Here is a 15,871-nt window from a genome sequence, read left to right on the forward strand (position 1 = left end):
GCTCAGCCGACGCGGACGGGCACCCCGGTGAGCAGCGACTCCTGCGCGGCGTCGGCGACCCTCGACGCGGCGACGGCGTCCTCGGGGCGGCACAGCTCGTCCGGCCCGCCGCCGAGGAGGTCCACGAACGCGGCGACCTCGTCCCGGTAGGCCTGCGCGAACCGGTCCGCGAACGTCGTGTGCGGGGGGCCGCCGGGGAAGGTGACACCCGGGTCGGCCGAGCGCAGGGCGCTGCGCTCGTCGAGGCCGACGACGAGCGTGTCCCGGGAGCCCTGCAGCTCCAGCCGCACGTCGTGCCCGGCGCCGTTGTAGCGCGAGGCGGTGATCACGGCGAGGGTGCCGTCGTCGAGCGTGCAGAGCGCGACCGCGGAGTCGACGTCCCCGACCTGCCCGATCGCGGGGTCGCCGTTGTTGCTGCCGCGGGCGTAGACCTCCACGACCTCCCGGCCGGTGATCCAGCGGATGACGTCGACGTCGTGGACGCTGCAGTCGCGGAACAGCCCGCCGGAGGTGGCGAGGAAGGCGACCGGTGGGGGAGTGACGTCGCAGGTCGTGGCCCGGATCGCGTGCAGCCAGCCGAGCTCGCCGGCGGCGTGGGCGCGCTTGGCCTCCCGGTAGCCGGGGTCGTACCGGCGCTGGTGCCCGATGCGCACGACGCCGTCGTGGCGGGCGATGAGGTCGAGCACGGGCAGCGAGAGGGCGACGTCGGGGGCGACGGGCTTCTCGCACAGCACGGGGACACCGGCCTCGACCCCGGCGCGGATGAGCTCGGGGTGCTGGGCGGTGCCGGTGGCGACGACGAGGCCGTCGACGCCGGCCGCGAGCAGGGCCGCCACGTCGGCGGCGGCGTCGGCGCCGACCTGGGCACCGACCTCGCGCGCGCGGGCCGCGTCGACGTCGGTGACGGTGACCCGGGCGACGCCGGGGGTGGCGACGAGCGTGCGGGCGTGCATCGCCCCGATGCGGCCGACGCCGGCCAGCCCGAGGTGCAGGTCGCTCACGGGGTTCTCCTCACTTGTGTTGGACCGGTCCAATGGCGTCTACGATCGTCGGACGGACCCCAGGTGTCAAGGAGGCGACGCGCGTGACCCGCCCGACCATCCGCAGCGTCGCCGCCCGCGCCGGGGTCTCCAAGTCCCTGGTCTCCCTCGTCCTGCAGGGCAGCCCCAGGGTCTCCCCCGAGCGCCGCGCGGCGGTCCTGGCCGCGGTGGCCGAGCTCGGCTACCGGCCCGACCCCACCGCCCGCAGCCTGGCCCGGGGCAGCACCCGGGCCGTCGGCCTCCTCCTGGACGACCTGCGCAACCCCTGGTTCGTCGACGTCCTGGACGGTCTGCGCCCGGTCCTGCACGCCGCCGGGCTGCGGCCCGTGCTCGCCGAGGCGCGCAGCGAACCCGAGGCCCCCCGCACCTTCGCCGACCTGCGCGTCGACGGCCTCGTCGTCGTCGGCACCCTGCCCGACCTGGGCCTCGTCCGGGAGGTCGCCGCCGGCGTGCCGACCGTCCTGGCCGGCACCCGCCTGGCCCCCGGCGACCCCTTCGCCGTCGACGTCGTCGCCGGGGACGACGAGGCCGGGGTGCGGCTGGCCGTGGAGCACCTGCTGACGCTGGGGCACCGCCGCCTGGCCCACGTCGCCGGCACCGGACCGGTCGGTGACCTGCGCCGGGGCGCCGTGGAGGACGCCGCCAGCGCCGGCGGGGCCGAGGTGGTCGTGCAGACCGGCCCGATGACCGAGGACACCGGGCACCGCGCCGGCCGCGCCCTGCTGACCCGCCCGGACCCGCCGACCGCGGTGGTGGCCGCGAACGACGCCGTCGCCGTCGGGGTCCTGGCCGCCGCCGCCGACCTCGGCCTCGCCGTGCCCGGCGCGCTGTCCGTCGTCGGCTACGACGACACCTCGACCGCCGGGCTGCGCGCCGTGTCGCTCACCAGCGTCGACAACGCCGCGCACGAGGTGGGGCGCCTCGCCGCGCGGCGGCTGCTGGACCGCCTCGCCGACCCCGACGCGCCCGCCGACCTGCGGCTCGTCGCGCCGCGGCTCGTGGTGCGGGCGACGACGGCCGCCCCGGTGCCCTGAGCACCGGGGCGACGCGCACCGGTGCCACAGCCGTCCGGCGACACGCCGGGGAACGCCCCCGGAACCGGGCGTGTCGGGCGCCGTCGGCAGTGCGGGCGCCCGCTCGGCCCCACGGGGCATCATGCGGGGGTGCCTGAGCGAGCCGTGGGACCCGACCACCCGTGCCCCTGCGGCTGGGGTGAACCGCTCACCGGCTGCTGCGGCCGCTACCTCGCCGGTCAGGACGCCCCCACCGCCGAGGCGCTCATGCGCTCGCGCTACACCGCGTTCGTCCTCGGCGACGTCGGGCACCTCCTGCGCAGCTGGCACCCGGCCACCCGCCCGGAGGACCTGGACCTCGACGACGACGTCCAGTGGCGCCGGCTCGTCGTCCTCGGCGCCGAACGCGGCAGCCCCTTCGACGACACCGGGACCGTCGAGTTCGAGGCGCACTACCGCCACGCGGGCCGGCGCGGGTTCCAGCACGAGGACTCCGCGTTCTGTCGCGTGGACGGCCGCTGGGTGTACGAAGGGCCGGTGGGAAACCGAGTCGCGTGACCCCTCGGACCTCCTGCACTGTGGGTGACAGGCAAGAGCGGACAGCACCATCATCACGAGGGAGCACCTGTGAAGCTGAGCTGGCTCAAGGACGTGGCCACCGACCCCGGACCCTCCGTCTCCGTCTACGTCGACGCGACCCGTGACCGGGCCACCGGCGAGCACGACATCGACCTGCGCTGGCGGGAGGCCCGCAGCGCCCTCGCCGGGCAGGGGGCACCGGAACCGGCGCTCACCGCCCTGGACGCCGTGGCCACCGAACCGACCGGTGTCGGCGGCCACGTCGGCCGCGCGCTCGTCGCCACCGCGACGGGGCTGCAGCTCGACCTCGTCCTGACCGCGCCGCCGGAGCGCGAGGAGGCCGCGACCGGGCCCGTCGCCCACCTCATGCCGCTGGTCCGCTCGATGGCCGACGACGTGCGGTACGTGCTCGTCGAGCTCGACCGCGCCGGCGCCGACGTCACCGTCGCCCGCACGGGCGCCGTCCTCGGGCACGAGACCCGCACCGTCGAGGGCGGGCACGACCTGCTGCACAAGGGGTCCGGCGACAACCGCGCCGAGCACCGCTACCAGCGGACCGTGCAGGACTCCTGGGACCACAACGCCGCCGCGGTGGCCGCCGACCTCGCCGACCTCGTCCGCCGCGAACGCCCCGACGTCGTCCTGGTCACCGGCGACCCCAAGGCGATGTCCGCGCTGAAGGACAAGGCCCCCGCCGCCCTCGCACCGCTGGTGTGCGAGGTCAAGGGCGGCGGCCGGGCCGCCGGCACCCGCGAGAAGGCCTTCGAGGCGAACGTCACCGCCGCGCTCGACGCCGTCCGCACCCGTCGCCGGCAGGCCGTCCTCGACGAGTTCGCCCAGGAACGGGGCCGGCAGGGGCGTGCCGTGGAGGGGCTCGAACCCGTCGTGGCCGCGCTGCGGGCCGGGCAGGTCCGCACGGTCCTGCTGCTCGACGACCCGACCTCCACCGAGCGGCTGTGGACCGGCCCCGGGCCGCTGGAGGTCGCCACGACGCGCGAGGACCTCGACGTCCTCGGCGTCACCGACGCCGTGCAGGTGCGCGCCGACGCGGCCCTCGTGCGGGCCCTGGCCGCCTCCGACGCCGAGATCGAGCTCGTCCCGCGCCCGCAGGAGGACGGCGAGGAGCCGCTGCTGGCGATGACCGACGGGATCGGCGCGCTGCTGCGCTACGCCGTCTGACCCCTGCCCGCCGCTGCGCGGGGAACGCCTCGTTGCCTCCCCGAGGACGATCACTGTCCCCGCGGGGCCAGCGCGGCCCGCTCCGCCGCCACACCCGGACGCCCACCGCGATACCCTCCAGGCTCCTGACCTGGGAGGACGACGCACCGTGATGGGACCGGCGCACGCCGCCAGTGGGCTGGCGGCGGGGGCCCTGACCCTCGGCCTGGCCGCCACGCACCTCGGCATCGACCGCCCTCTGGAGCAGCTGGCCTGGGTGGTCGCCTGCGGCGGGTTCGCCTACCTGCCCGACCTGGACCAGAAGGGCTCCACGGCCGGGTCGATGTGGGGCCCGCCGACGCGGTGGCTGTCCCGCGTCATCGGCGTCCTCGCGCGCCGGCACCGCGGCGGCACGCACGACGTGGTGGTGGCCCCCCTCGTCTTCGGGGTCCTCGCCGCGCTGGCCGCCACGAACCCCTGGTCGGCGCTGGTCGTGCTGGCCCTGGCGGTCGGGCTGGCCCTGCACTCGGTGGCCCAGCTCATCCCCGGCGACACCGAGAAGACCGCGCTGGGCAACCTCGTGCTGTCCTTCCTGGCCGCGTGGTGGCTGACGGCGCAGGGCGTCTCGCTGCCCTGGCTGCCGGTGGCCGTCGCGGGCGGGGTCGTCGTCCACGTCCTCGGCGACGCCCTCACCACCGACGGGGTGCCGGTGCCGTTCACGACGTGGCTGCGCAAGAAGCCCCTCACCGTGGGGCTGCGCCTGTTCCGCGCCGGCCGCGGCCCCGAGCCGCTGCTGCAGTACTTCGTGTTCCCCACGCTGACGGTGCTGGGCCTGGTGCGCCACGTCGGGCCGGTGCGGGATCTGCTGACCCCGCTGGTCTGAGGGACTCCGGCACACTGGGGGTGTGCCGAGGCAACCGTGGTGGCGGGCGACGAAGACCCTGGAGCAGTCGAAGCGGTCCGGGCTGCTGTACGCGGCGGTGGCCGCGCTGTCGTGGGGCGTGGTCCTCACCGACGGCAGCCCCCTGGCCTGGCTGGCCGCGGGCGTCTTCACCGCCGGAGCCGTCTACTTCCTCGCCGCGTGGCGGGTCCGGCGCTCGCGGGAGGGGCAGGAGCCTCCCCTCAGCTGAGGCGGGGCCGCCCCGTCGGGGCCTCGATGAGGCCCGTCGCGCGGGCCCGCCGCACGACGGCGGCGGTGCTGGTCACCCCCCACCGGTCCCGCAGGCCGGTGATGGTCGCGCTGACGGCCTGCACGTCGAGGGCCAGTTCGGCACCGGCGGCGACGAGCGAGCGCCCGTCGGCCACGAGTTCGAGGAGTCGCCGTTCGACGGCGCTGACGGCTGGCGAGCCACCCGTGTGATCGTCCACGATCCGCTCCCGGCTTGAGCGTGGTGCCCCCTGTTGGGCGCCCGGTCGCACGCTACGGTCCGCCACCGGCCCGCACCAGGGGGCTTCCGTCCCGCGGAACACTCACCCGGCCGAGCGTTCCTCCTCGGCGAGCGTGTCGGCCAGGTCGTCGTGGTCGAGCACCGTCGGGTCGACCTGCCCCGTCCGGTAGGCCGCGCGGCCCACCACGTGCGCGGCGACGGGCACCGTGAGCAGCTGGAAGGCGGCGATGGCCACGAGCGTGGCGATGTCGCTGCTGCGCTGCAGGGCGGCGCCGACCGCCACGAGGGAGAGCACGACCCCCAGCACCTGCGGTTTGGCCGTCGTGTGCATCCGGGCCAGGAGGTCGGACAGCCGGAGCAGCCCGACGGCGGCGACGAGGGTCAGCAGGCACCCCAGCAGCAGCGCCACCGACGCGACGACGGTCCCGATCGCGGTCCAGTCCATCAGCGCCTGCTCCTGTCCCGGTCGCTGCTCCTCGTGGCGTACCGCGCCACGCTGACCGACCCCACGAACCCGACGAGGGCGAGCACGACGATGACCGGCAGCGTCGTGGCGTGGCGGTTGGCCGCGGCCTCCACGCACAACCCGATGACGACGACCGCGACGACGACGTCCAGGGCGACGACGCGGTCGAGCATGGTCGGTCCCCTGGCGACGCGGACCAGCGCCAGCAGGGCCGCCACGGTCAGCATCCCCGCGCACAGGGCGATGACGACGGGGTTCACGGGCGGCTCCCTGCGCACAGGCTGTCCGAGCCGTCGGCCCGGCAGCGTTCGAGGTACTCGTCGTAGGCACGGGACGTGGCGAACGTCCGCATGACCCGCCGCTCGGTGAGCAGCACGGTCCGGCGCGTCCGCTGCCGCCCCGCCTCGCTGTCGACGCCGAGGGCGTGGAGGTAGAGGGACCCCTGCCCGCCGAGCGCGGACGGGGCACCGATCTCGACGATGACCGAACCCGGCACGAGGGAGACGAGTTCGGCCGTCATCGTCACGAACAGGTCCGAGCCGCTGTGCAGCGGCACCCGCACCACGGAGTTGCGCGGCTGCGGGCCCGGACGGACGGCGAGCCAGGCGACCTGGGCGCTCGCGGCGACCAGGTCGAGCAGGAACCGCCCGAGCAGCAGCACGATCCGCACCGGCCGCAGGCGGACGCCGAACGAGACGGCGGGCAGCGGCAGCACGACCGTGACGAGCAGACCGAGCAGCGTCCCGGACACGACGTTCGCCCACGACAGGTCGCCCCACAGCAGCAGCCACAGCACGACCAGCCAGCCGAGCAGGGGCAGGCTCACCCGCTCGCGCAGCCGGCGGATCACGGGGCCCCCTCCGAGGCGCCGCCCCGCAGGACGCTGTCGGTGTAGGGCGTGCGTTCGCGCAGGTCCTGCGCGGCCCGGTCGCTCACGCCGAACAGCGGACCGGCGACCACGGTGAGGCCGGCGCCGACGGCGACGAGGGCCGCGGTCGGGACGAGCATGCCGAGCGGGGTGCGGGTGCCCACCCGGGTGGCCGTCGGGAGCCCGGCCACCGCGTCGCGGTCGGGGGTGACCTGGGGTTCCTGCCAGAACGCCCGGTTCCACACCGCGGCGACGGCATACAGGGTCAGCAGGCTGGTGAGGACGCCCCCGGCGACGAGGACGTGCGCGGGCCGGGTGCCGACGTCGACCCCGGCCTGCAGCAGGCCCAGTTTGCCGACGAACCCCGAGAACGGCGGGATGCCGGCGAGGTTCAGCGCCGGGACGAAGAACAGCACGGCCAGCAGGGGGGTGCGCCGCGTCAGCGACCCGAGGCCGTCCAGCGAGGTGGTCCCCGCGTACCGCTCGACCAGACCCGTCACGAGGAACAGCGTCGTCTGCACGGTGATGTGGTGCACGACGTAGAACACCGCGCCGGACAACCCGGCCCCCGTCCCGAGCGCGATCCCGAACACCATGTAGCCGATGTGGCTGACGAGGGTGAACGACAGCAGACGCTTGACGTCGTTCTGCGCCACGGCGCCGAGGATCCCGACGAGCATCGTCGCCAGCGCCACCCACAGCAGCAGGTCCGCGGCCCGGCCGTCGGGGAACAGCAGCGTCTCGGTCCGGATGATCGCGTAGACCCCGACCTTGGTGAGCAACCCGGCGAACACGGCCGTCACGGGGGCCGGTGCCGTCGGGTAGGAGTCCGGCAGCCACGCCGACAGCGGGAACACCGCGGCCTTGATGCCGAACCCGACGAGCAGGAGCAGGTGCAGCACGAGCTGGACGTCGGGGTCGACGTCGCGCAGGCGCACGGACAGCTCGGCCAGGTTCACCGTGCCCGTCGCCGCGTACACGAGCGCGATCGCGGTGAGGAACACCAGCGAGGACAGCAGGCTCACGACGACGTACGTCGTCCCGGCCCGCACCCGGGCCCGCGTCCCGCCGAGGGTCAGCAGGATGTAGCTGGCGGCGAGCAGGATCTCGAACCCCACGAAGAGGTTGAACAGGTCCCCGGACAGGAACGCGTTCGAGACGCCGGCGGACAGGACGAGGTAGGTGGGGTGGTAGATCGAGACGGGGGCGCCCTCCTCGCCGTCGGCGACGCCCTGAGCCAGGGAGTACAGCAGGACCGCGAGCGTCACGACGGAACTCACGACGAGCATGAGCGTGGAGAGCCGGTCGGCGACCAGGGGGATGCCGAGCCGGGAGGGCCACCCGCCCACGGCGATCGAGTACGTCCCGTTCCCGCGGTCGGTGAGGACGAGCATCGCCACGGCGGCCGCGACGACGGTGCTCAGCGCGGTGACGCTGATGGTCCGCTGCGCCCGGGGCCGGCGGGCCAGGGCCAGCGTCAACCCGGCCGCGGACAGCGGCAGCACCACGGGCAGCGGCAGCAGGACGCGGGGCCAGTCGTCCCAGAGCAGGAGGTTCACCGGTCCACCCCCGCGCCGTCCTCGTCGCCGTTCTCGCGGGTCTCGTCGTCGTAGCCGGCCGACGTCTCGTCGAGTTCGGCGCGCCGGACGATGCGGCGGTCCTCCACGTCGTCCTGGACCTCGTCGTGACCGTCGACCTGCCAGCTGCGGTGGGCCAGGGCGAGGACGAAGGCGACCATGCCCAGGGTGATGACGATGGCCGTGAGCACCATCGCCTGCGGCAGCGGGTCGCTCATCTGCTCGGCGGTCGTGCCGCCGGTGACGAACGGCGCCCGCCCGGGGCGGCCGCTGGCCACGAGGAACAGCACGTTGATGCCGTTGCTCAGCAGGACGACGCCCACGAGCACCCGGGTCAGCGTGCGTTCGAGCAGGAGCGTCACCCCGCAGGCGACGAGCATCCCGGCGATCACGACGAGCGTCAGGTTCGGGCTCACGAGGTCTGCGTCCCCTCATCGATCTGGCGGTCGATCTCGGCGCCGAAGCTGCGGATGACGTCCACGACGAGACCGACGACGAGCAGGTAGACGCCGATGTCGAAGAACACCGACGTCACGAGCTTGACGTCGCCCAGGACGGGGACGCCGAACTCGATGACGGCCGTCTGCAGCACGCCCTGGCCGATGAGGATGCCGACCAGGCCGGTGCCGGCGGACAGGAACAGCCCGCTGCCGAGCAACCAGCCCGCGTTGACCGGCACCGCGGTGTTGAACTCGTGCCGGCCCCCGGCGAGGTAGCGGACGACCAGGGCCAGGCCGGCCACCAGACCACCGGCGAACCCGCCGCCGGGTTGGTTGTGCCCGGCGAACACCAGGTACAGCGAGAGCACGACGATCGCGTGGAAGGTCAGGCGCGTGACGACCTCGAAGACCACCGAGCGGCGTTCGGGGTCGACGGTGCTGCCCGCCGGCAGCCAGTTCTGCCGCGAGGACTCCGGCACGGCCTGCGGGGGCGGGTCGGTGGACGGGGCGAAGGCCTGGTCGGTCGAGCCCGTCCGGCGGTGGAACACGAGGCTGGCGACCCCCGTCGCCGCGACCAGCACGACCGCGAGCTCCCCCATCGTGTCCCAGGCGCGGGCGTCGACGAGGGTCACGTTGACGACGTTCCTGCCCCCGCCGAACTCGTACGCGAGGTCGGGCAGGTCCAGGGAGACCGGGGTGGCGACGCGCGCCCCGGCCGCGACGAGCGCGAACAGCGAGGCGCACGTGCCGACGGCGACGCCGATCGCGATGCGCACCCAGCGGGTCCCGGCGAGGGGGCGGGCGGAGAAGAACGGCGGCAGCCGCCGCAGCGCCAGGACGAACACGACGAGGGTGATGGTCTCGGCGAGGGCCTGCGTGAGGGCGAGGTCGGGGCCGGCGTGCAGGACGAACAGCAGCGTCGTGCCGTACCCGGTGACGCCGGCGAGCACGACGGCCCGCAACCGGCGGCGGGCCCGCACGGTGAGCACGGCGGCCACCACGACGACGATCCCCACGAGGACCTGGCCGGGGGTGTCGTAGGGGACGACGTCGGCCGGCCACGGCCGCGTCCACAGCAGCGCACCGCCGGGGACGGCGACCACCACGAGCAGGATCGAGGCGAGGTAGACCGGCAGCGACCCGCGCTGGGTGGCCCCGGTGACCTCGACGGCGACGCGGTCCAGGGCACGGACGGTGCGGCGGTACCCGCGGTCGGCGCTCGGGACGGCCGGACCGCGCGCCTGCCACGCCTCCACCCGGCCCCTGCCGACGACGAGCAGCGCGGCCAGCGCGAACGTGACGACGGTCAGCAGCAGGGGTGCGGAGAACCCGTGCCACAGCGCCAGGTGCTCGGCCTCGCCGGGGAGTTCCTGCGCCACGAGCGCGGCGGGCCGGTCCACCAGCGGCGCGAGGGGCCCGGCGAGCAGCGTCACCGTCGCCAGCGCGAGCGGGGCGGCGGTGAACCCGGGCGAGGGCCGCGGCGCGGTGGAGTCGGGCACGCCCGGTTTGCGCCAGAACGTCCCCCACACGAACCGCGCGGAGTACGCGGCCGTCAGCACCGAACCGAGGACGAGACCGGCCAGCACGAGGGGGTCGTCGAGGAAGGCGTCGTACGCGGCCTCCTTGGCCACGAAACCCGCCGCCACGGGCACCCCGGCCATCGAGGCGGCCGCGACCGTGCCGGCCACCGCGAGCAGCGGCATCCGCCGCCCCAGCCCGGACAGTTCGCGCAGGTCCCGCGTCCCGGTCTGGTGGTCGACGATCCCCACGACGAGGAACAGGGCGGACTTGAACGTCGCGTGGGCCACCAGCAGGGCGATCCCGGCCGTGGTCGCGGCCGCCGTCCCGGCCCCGACGAGGACGGTGAGGAAACCGAGCTGGCTGACGGTGCCGAAGGCGAGCAGCAGTTTCACGTCGTGCTGGCGCAGCGCGCGGTAGGCGCCGATCAGCATCGTCGCCAGGCCCAGGACGAGGACGGTCGTGCGCCACTGCGGCAGGTCCGCGGCGGCCGGGGCGAAGCGCGCGACGAGGTAGACCCCGGCCTTCACCATCGCGGCGGCGTGCAGGTAGGCGCTGACGGGGGTGGGGGCGGCCATCGCCGCGGGCAGCCAGAAGTGGAACGGCACGAGCGCGGACTTCGTGATCGCCCCGACGAGCAGCAGGACGACGGCGACCGTCGCGGTCGTCCCCGTGGGCAGGTCCGCGACGACCTCCGAGAGCCGGTACGTCCCGGCCTGCTGACCGAGGAGGACGAACCCCACCAGCATGGCCAGCCCGCCGAACGTCGTGACGACGAGGGCCTGGGTCGCGGCCCGGCGCGCGGACCGCTGGTCCGCGTCGTACCCGATGAGCAGGTACGAGAACACCGTGGTGAGTTCCCAGAACACGTAGAGCTGGATCAGGTCGTCGGCCAGGACGAGCCCCGTCATGGCCCCGGTGAACGCCGTGAAGACCGCCGCGAACCGCGCCGACCCCGGATCTCGTTCGTGGAAGTAGCTGCCGCAGTAGAGGAGGACGAGCGCCCCCACACCGCCGACGAGCAGCGTCAGGACCCAGGACAGCGGGTCGAGGCGGAAGGCGAGCTCGGCGCCGAGGGAGGGGACCCACGGGACGACGACCTCGGGGTTCTCCCCCCGCAGGACGGCCGGCCCTTGGAACCCCGCCCAGACCGTCGTGGCCGCGGGCGCCAGGGCGAGCACGGCGAAACCGCGGCGGTCGACCCGCTTCACCAGGGGCACGGCGAGGACGGCGGCGACAGCGTGGACGAGCAGCAGTGTCAGCACGGCCGGTCCTCACGTTCGGGGGGCAGGTCGGTTTCCCCAGCGTAACGCAGACTTTCGTTCTGTTCGATTCGAGATTCGTGCCTGTTACGGTGGGCCGGTGTCGTCGTCCGTCGCCCGCCACGGCGCCGAGGTCACCGTCCGACCCGGCCTCGAAGGTCTCGCCGAACTCGCCGAACTCCTCGCCGCCCAGCCCGACGCGCAGTTGTCGGTCAAGGCCGGCCGCCACGGGGTCACGCTGCCCCCGGAACTGGCCCACGCCCTGCGCGAGACCGTGACTGCGCTCGCCCACGGCGAGGCCGTGACGCTCACCCCGCACGAGGCGCTGCTCACCACGCAGGAGGCCGCCGACGTCCTCGGCGTCAGCCGGCCCACGATGGTGCGACTGCTGGAGTCCGGCGCCCTGCCCTACACGAAACCCGGCACGCACCGCCGGGTTCGGCTGGAAGACGTGTTGACCTACGTCGAGGAGCACCGGACGCCCCGGCAGGTGTGACGTGATCCGCGGCCCGTCCTGGACCGGAGAACCCGAACCCCTCGCCGTCAGTCCCTGCCGTTGTCCCGGCCCGGGAAGTACCAGGCGACGATGGCACCGACGAACGGTCCCAGAGCCACGAGGGCGGCCGACACCGGCACCGTGGTGATGCCGAGAGAGCCCAGCACGATCCAGACGACGATCCCCGCGAGGTAGACGGCCACGGACCACCGAGCCAGGGCGTTGCGGGTCCTGCGGTTCTCCGGGTGCTCGGGATCGGGCACGTACCGCACCTCGAGCGGGCCGGGGGCAGGCTCCGGGTCGGTGTCGTCGTGGACGTCCAGGCTGGGGTCGTGGTCGTCCTCGGGAGCGGGGATGGTCCTCATGCTGGGCTCCAGTGCTCGTACGGGCGCCCATCGACCGGGGGCGAAGATCACCTTATCGTCGTCTGCTCCACCTGGTGTGCATCTGCACACCAGGTGGAGTGAATGTGGCGTCGACAGGTGTGCGATCGACGCCGACCCCGTGTAGCGTCTTGTCGTCGGCGGGGAGCAGGGCCGTGAGACGTGCGACCAGCGGACGACCGCACCGGACGGTTGGGTCCGGTGGGGCCGCACACCGCAGGAGGGTGGACGAGATGACCGCGACGACGCAGCACGTGGGCCAGGGAGCAGGCGTACCCAGTGCCGGCCGCAGCGGCCGGCTCAACATCAGGATCAACGCTGCGACCAGTGAGGCGCTGAAGCAGTTGTCGGCCGATGACGCGACTCCGACCGAGGTCGTGCGGCGGGCGGTGGCGCTGCTGAAGCTGGTGGAAGACCGACGTCGCGAAGGACTGTCGGTGGAGTTCGTGGACGGTGACGGCCACCGACAAGGACGGCTGGAGCTGCTCTACTGACTACTCGGTGCTGGGGGCTTCCAGGGCCTCACCCGTCGGTCGTCCACAGGATCGACGGGCAGCCGTCCACTGGCTGGGGCCGCGCGTGAGCATCACCAGGCCGGTCGCGGGTGAGGGGGAAGCGAGCGAAACGGTGGCGGAACGGGGTGCGGTGACCGACGTCGTCGTCACCCCCGCCGACCCGACGTCGTCCCCGGCCCGCGCGGCGCTGCGCGCCTACTACGACGACATCGTCACCCGCTGGCACGCCCGCCCGGCCACGGCGGCCGAGGTGGACGAGCTGGTCGCCGGAGCCGGGGACGACCGGCTCACCCCGCCGCACGGCCTGTTCCTGCTCGCCCGCCGCGGCGGGGAGGTCCTGGGCTGCGCGGGGTTGCGCGTGCTCGGCGAGGTCGGGGAGGTCACCCGGCTGCACGTCACCGCCGCCGCCCGCGGCCGCGGGGTGGGCACCCGGCTGCTGAGGGCCGTCGAGGACGAGGCCCGCGGCCGGGGGCTCGCGCTCCTGCGGCTGGAGACCCGGCGCGACCTCGTCGAGGCCCGTCGCCTCTACGCCCGGCACGGGTTCACCGAGACCGAGCGGTTCACCGACGACCCCTACGCCCACCACTGCCTCGCCAAGCGGCTGGACCGGCCCACTGCCTGAGAAGCGGATCAGCGCTCGCGCCGCAGCTCCCACAACCCGTAGTGCACGACGTACCCGTACTCCTCGTGCCGCCACCCGGGCACGTACCGGTACCCGTACGGCGCGAGGCCGGCCGCGGTGACGGCGGCGAGCTGGGCGGTGGCGTCGTAGGCGTGCATCGCCACCCCCGGCAACCCCTCGGCGGAGAACTCCCGCGTCGTCGCCCCCGGCCCCAGCGTCCGGTCCTCCACCGCCCCGACGAGGACGCGCGCCCCCGGCGCGCACGCGGCGGCGAGGTGGGTGAGCGTGGCACCGAGGTCCCGGCAGAACTCCAGGCAGCCGACGGCCAGCACGACGTCGAACCGCCCCCAGTCCGCCGGCACCGGGTCGTGCAGGTCGTGCAGCTCGTAGCGCCCGCCCGGCCGGGCCTCCCGCGCGCTCGCCAGCATCTGCGGTGACACGTCGCCACCGGTCACCTCGACGTCGGGCGCGAGGTCGCGGGTCAGTTGCCCCGGCCCGCAGCCCACGTCGAGGACCCGGCACTCGGGGGTGACGGCGCGCAGCAGGAAGTCGGCGACGAGCGGGCCGTAGTACTGCACCGAACGCCAGCCCGGGACGTAGTGCGGCGCGAACTCGTCGTAGTACGTCGCGATGTCGTCGACGGGGGAATCGTTCACCCCCACCCCAACGCCCGCAGCCCGGCGGCCGTGCCCGCGGCGAGCACGACGACGACGATGAACGGCGCCCGGCAGGCGAGCGCCACGACGGCCACGGCCAGTCCCGCCGCGCGGGCGTCGAGGACGAGGTCGCGTCCGGTGGAGAACGTCTGCAGGACCACGAGGGAGGCCAGCAGCGCCACCGGCAGCATCCCCGTGACCCGCTTCACGCGCGGCGCCTCCAGCGCGGCGGGCGGCACGACGTACCCGGCGAACTTCGTCGCGAAGGCGACGGCCGAGGCCGCGAGGACGGCGATCCAGAACGTCACGCCGCCTCCTGCGTCCGGCGTTGCGGCCAGCACCACGCCACCAGCGACCCCACGGCGGCAGCGGCGATGACGGGCAGCCCCTGCGGGATGACGGGGACGAGGACGGTCGTGACGAGCGCGCCGACGACGGCGATCGCGACGGGTTCGCGGCCCGTCAGCCGTGGCCACAGCAACCCGACGAACGCGGCCGCCGCGGCGGCGTCGAGGCCGAACCGTTGCGGGTCGCCCAGGGAGTTCCCGGCCAGCGCCCCGAGGAGCGTCGTGAGGTTCCAGCCGAGGTAGACGCCGATCCCGGTGACCCAGAACCCCAGGCGCCGCAACGGGTTCGAGGACTGGGCGACGGCGACGGCGGTGGACTCGTCGATGGTCAGGTGCGCGACCGGCATGCGTCGCCAGCCGCGCGGGCGCATCACCGGCGTCAGCTGCAGGCCGTACAGCGCGTTGCGCACCCCCAGCAGCGAGGACGCCGCGACCGCCGCCCCGGCCGTCCCGCCCCCGCCGAGCACCCCGACGAGGGCGAACTGCGACCCCCCGCTGAACAGCAGGAGGGACAGCACGCACGTCTGCCACACCGACAGGCCGCTGGTGACGCTGAGGGCGCCGAAGCTCACCCCGTACAGGCCGGTGGCGACGGCGACGGACAACCCTTGCCGGACCACGGCCGAGCGGGCCTCGCTCTGCGGGTCGGTCACGGGTCCAGCATGTCAGCCGCTCGGGCGGCCCCCGGCCGGACGTGGGTCCGGTGTCCGCGTGCACCCGTCCGCGAACGCCCCGACGATGGGCCCGTGCAGAGGACGACGTTCGACTTCCAGGACTCCGTGGTGCTCATCACCGGAGGGGGCAGCGGCATCGGTGCGGCCGTCGCCACCGCCTTCCTCCAGGCCGGTGCCACCGTTGCGGTCACGGGCCGCCGGCGTGAGCGGCTCGAGCAGGTCCTCGCCCCGCACCCCGCCGAGCGCGGCCTGGCTCTGCCCGCGGACGTCTCCGACGGAGCCCAGGTCCGGCGGCTGGTCGCCGACGTGGTCGAGCGGTTCGGGCGCCTCGACGTGGTGGTGAGCAACGCGGGCGTCAACGCGCCGGGCCAGATCACCGAGCTGGGCGAGGACGAGTGGGCCGCGATGCGGGCCGTGAACGTCGACGGGTTCTTCCACCTGGCCAAGGCGGTCCTGCCGCACCTGGCGTCCTCGGGCGGGAACCTGGTCGCCGTCTCCTCCGTGTCCGGCGACCGCGGTGACTGGGGTCAGGCCGGGTACAACGCCACCAAGGCCGCCGTGACGAACTTCGTCCGGTCCCTGGCCCTGGACTGGGGGTCGCGCGGGGTCCGGCTCAACGCCGTGGCCCCGGCGTTCACCCTCACGGAGATGACCGAGGGCGTGGGCCGCGACGAGGAGTCCCTGGCGCCGTTCGTCGACCGCACCGCCCTCGGCCGTCCCGGCGAACCCGGGGACATCGCCCCCGCGGTGCTGTTCCTGGCCAGCGACGCGGCCCGGTACGTCACGGGCGCCGTGCTCGCCGTGGACGGCGGGACCAGCGCGTCCACCGGCCAGCCCCCCGGCTGACGGGGGACCGGGGCCCGGGAGGC

Annotated in this window: 21 protein-coding genes; 9 read left to right on the forward strand and 12 right to left on the reverse strand. The window is 74.6% G+C overall.

Features of this window, described 5'->3' with window-relative positions; all coding sequences use genetic code 11:
• Nucleotides 1-2: 2 nt before the first annotated feature.
• Nucleotides 3-1,001: a Gfo/Idh/MocA family protein gene (locus AB2L27_RS00090; RefSeq protein ID WP_370439418.1), complete on the reverse strand. Its 999-nt coding sequence runs from the start codon at nucleotides 999-1,001 to the stop codon at nucleotides 3-5.
• Nucleotides 1,002-1,084: 83 nt separating this feature from the next.
• Here AB2L27_RS00090 and AB2L27_RS00095 point away from each other — a divergent pair, with 83 nt between their 5' ends.
• The 5 genes from AB2L27_RS00095 to AB2L27_RS00115 all read left to right on the forward strand — a co-directional run bounded on the left by AB2L27_RS00095 (nucleotide 1,085) and on the right by AB2L27_RS00115 (nucleotide 4,920).
• Nucleotides 1,085-2,074, forward strand: coding sequence for a LacI family DNA-binding transcriptional regulator (locus AB2L27_RS00095; RefSeq protein WP_370439419.1), 990 nt, complete (start codon nucleotides 1,085-1,087; stop codon nucleotides 2,072-2,074).
• Nucleotides 2,075-2,203: 129 nt separating this feature from the next.
• Nucleotides 2,204-2,611, forward strand: a complete 408-nt coding sequence (locus tag AB2L27_RS00100; protein WP_370439420.1) for a YchJ family protein — start codon at nucleotides 2,204-2,206, stop codon at nucleotides 2,609-2,611.
• Nucleotides 2,612-2,680: 69 nt separating this feature from the next.
• Complete coding sequence (locus AB2L27_RS00105) at nucleotides 2,681-3,811, forward strand: baeRF2 domain-containing protein (protein ID WP_370439421.1); 1,131 nt, start codon at nucleotides 2,681-2,683, stop codon at nucleotides 3,809-3,811.
• A 151-nt stretch (nucleotides 3,812-3,962) separates the two neighbouring features.
• Nucleotides 3,963-4,673 (forward strand): metal-dependent hydrolase, encoded by a 711-nt coding sequence (locus AB2L27_RS00110; RefSeq protein ID WP_370439724.1) that lies wholly within the window; start codon nucleotides 3,963-3,965, stop codon nucleotides 4,671-4,673.
• A gap of 22 nt (nucleotides 4,674-4,695) precedes the next feature.
• Nucleotides 4,696-4,920 carry a hypothetical protein gene (locus tag AB2L27_RS00115; protein ID WP_370439422.1) on the forward strand — a complete coding sequence of 75 codons (225 nt, stop codon included), beginning with the start codon at nucleotides 4,696-4,698 and terminating at the stop codon, nucleotides 4,918-4,920.
• Here the strand turns inward: AB2L27_RS00115 and AB2L27_RS00120 are convergent.
• From AB2L27_RS00120 to AB2L27_RS00150, 7 genes are all read right to left on the reverse strand, one after another.
• The gene (locus AB2L27_RS00120; RefSeq protein ID WP_370439423.1) at nucleotides 4,913-5,158 is read right to left on the reverse strand and encodes a helix-turn-helix domain-containing protein; all 246 of its coding nucleotides are present in this window, start codon (nucleotides 5,156-5,158) and stop codon (nucleotides 4,913-4,915) included. The genes AB2L27_RS00115 and AB2L27_RS00120 overlap by 8 nt on opposite strands.
• Nucleotides 5,159-5,260: 102 nt before the next feature.
• Complete coding sequence (gene mnhG, locus AB2L27_RS00125; protein ID WP_370439424.1) at nucleotides 5,261-5,623, reverse strand: monovalent cation/H(+) antiporter subunit G; 363 nt, start codon at nucleotides 5,621-5,623, stop codon at nucleotides 5,261-5,263.
• The gene (locus AB2L27_RS00130; protein ID WP_370439425.1) at nucleotides 5,623-5,904 is read right to left on the reverse strand and encodes an MrpF/PhaF family protein; all 282 of its coding nucleotides are present in this window, start codon (nucleotides 5,902-5,904) and stop codon (nucleotides 5,623-5,625) included. The genes mnhG and AB2L27_RS00130 overlap by 1 nt, the downstream gene beginning before the upstream one ends.
• Nucleotides 5,901-6,494 (reverse strand): Na+/H+ antiporter subunit E, encoded by a 594-nt coding sequence (locus tag AB2L27_RS00135; protein WP_370439426.1) that lies wholly within the window; start codon nucleotides 6,492-6,494, stop codon nucleotides 5,901-5,903. Before AB2L27_RS00135 ends, AB2L27_RS00130 begins: the two co-directional genes overlap by 4 nt.
• A complete protein-coding gene (locus AB2L27_RS00140; protein ID WP_370439427.1) occupies nucleotides 6,491-8,071 on the reverse strand; it encodes a Na+/H+ antiporter subunit D in 1,581 nt (526 codons plus the stop codon). The genes AB2L27_RS00135 and AB2L27_RS00140 overlap by 4 nt, the downstream gene beginning before the upstream one ends.
• On the reverse strand, nucleotides 8,068-8,505 hold the full coding sequence (locus AB2L27_RS00145; RefSeq protein ID WP_370439428.1) for a Na(+)/H(+) antiporter subunit C: 438 nt from the start codon (nucleotides 8,503-8,505) through the stop codon (nucleotides 8,068-8,070). The genes AB2L27_RS00140 and AB2L27_RS00145 overlap by 4 nt, the downstream gene beginning before the upstream one ends.
• The gene (locus tag AB2L27_RS00150; protein WP_370439429.1) at nucleotides 8,502-11,312 is read right to left on the reverse strand and encodes a Na+/H+ antiporter subunit A; all 2,811 of its coding nucleotides are present in this window, start codon (nucleotides 11,310-11,312) and stop codon (nucleotides 8,502-8,504) included. Before AB2L27_RS00150 ends, AB2L27_RS00145 begins: the two co-directional genes overlap by 4 nt.
• A 97-nt stretch (nucleotides 11,313-11,409) precedes the next feature.
• Here AB2L27_RS00150 and AB2L27_RS00155 point away from each other — a divergent pair, with 97 nt between their 5' ends.
• Nucleotides 11,410-11,805, forward strand: coding sequence for a helix-turn-helix domain-containing protein (locus AB2L27_RS00155; RefSeq protein ID WP_370439430.1), 396 nt, complete (start codon nucleotides 11,410-11,412; stop codon nucleotides 11,803-11,805).
• Nucleotides 11,806-11,852: 47 nt separating this feature from the next.
• Here AB2L27_RS00155 and AB2L27_RS00160 read toward each other — a convergent pair whose 3' ends face one another.
• Nucleotides 11,853-12,170, reverse strand: coding sequence for a hypothetical protein (locus tag AB2L27_RS00160; protein WP_370439431.1), 318 nt, complete (start codon nucleotides 12,168-12,170; stop codon nucleotides 11,853-11,855).
• Nucleotides 12,171-12,412: 242 nt separating this feature from the next.
• Between AB2L27_RS00160 and AB2L27_RS00165 the strand changes: the two genes are divergently transcribed.
• Together AB2L27_RS00165 and AB2L27_RS00170 are read left to right on the forward strand one after the other, a co-directional pair.
• On the forward strand, nucleotides 12,413-12,682 hold the full coding sequence (locus tag AB2L27_RS00165) for a hypothetical protein (protein ID WP_370439432.1): 270 nt from the start codon (nucleotides 12,413-12,415) through the stop codon (nucleotides 12,680-12,682).
• Between the two features lie 151 nt (nucleotides 12,683-12,833).
• On the forward strand, nucleotides 12,834-13,325 hold the full coding sequence (locus AB2L27_RS00170) for a GNAT family N-acetyltransferase (protein ID WP_370439433.1): 492 nt from the start codon (nucleotides 12,834-12,836) through the stop codon (nucleotides 13,323-13,325).
• Nucleotides 13,326-13,333: 8 nt separating this feature from the next.
• Here AB2L27_RS00170 and AB2L27_RS00175 read toward each other — a convergent pair whose 3' ends face one another.
• Genes AB2L27_RS00175 through AB2L27_RS00185 form a run of 3 tightly spaced genes read right to left on the reverse strand, consistent with a single transcriptional unit; the run spans nucleotide 13,334 to nucleotide 14,981 of the window.
• Complete coding sequence (locus AB2L27_RS00175; protein ID WP_370439434.1) at nucleotides 13,334-13,981, reverse strand: class I SAM-dependent methyltransferase; 648 nt, start codon at nucleotides 13,979-13,981, stop codon at nucleotides 13,334-13,336.
• Nucleotides 13,978-14,289, reverse strand: a complete 312-nt coding sequence (locus AB2L27_RS00180; RefSeq protein WP_370439435.1) for an AzlD domain-containing protein — start codon at nucleotides 14,287-14,289, stop codon at nucleotides 13,978-13,980. Before AB2L27_RS00180 ends, AB2L27_RS00175 begins: the two co-directional genes overlap by 4 nt.
• Nucleotides 14,286-14,981, reverse strand: coding sequence for an AzlC family ABC transporter permease (locus tag AB2L27_RS00185; RefSeq protein WP_370439436.1), 696 nt, complete (start codon nucleotides 14,979-14,981; stop codon nucleotides 14,286-14,288). Before AB2L27_RS00185 ends, AB2L27_RS00180 begins: the two co-directional genes overlap by 4 nt.
• A gap of 93 nt (nucleotides 14,982-15,074) precedes the next feature.
• On the opposite strand from AB2L27_RS00185, the gene budC reads away from it, so the two are divergent.
• Entirely contained in the window at nucleotides 15,075-15,848 is a 774-nt protein-coding gene (gene budC / locus AB2L27_RS00190) for a meso-2,3-butanediol dehydrogenase (protein WP_370439437.1), read from the forward strand.
• Nucleotides 15,849-15,871: the final 23 nt, after the last annotated feature.

Origin of the sequence: Kineococcus halophytocola (assembly GCF_041276425.1) — a bacterium.
Taxonomy (GTDB): Bacteria; Actinomycetota; Actinomycetes; order Actinomycetales; family Kineococcaceae; genus Kineococcus; species Kineococcus halophytocola.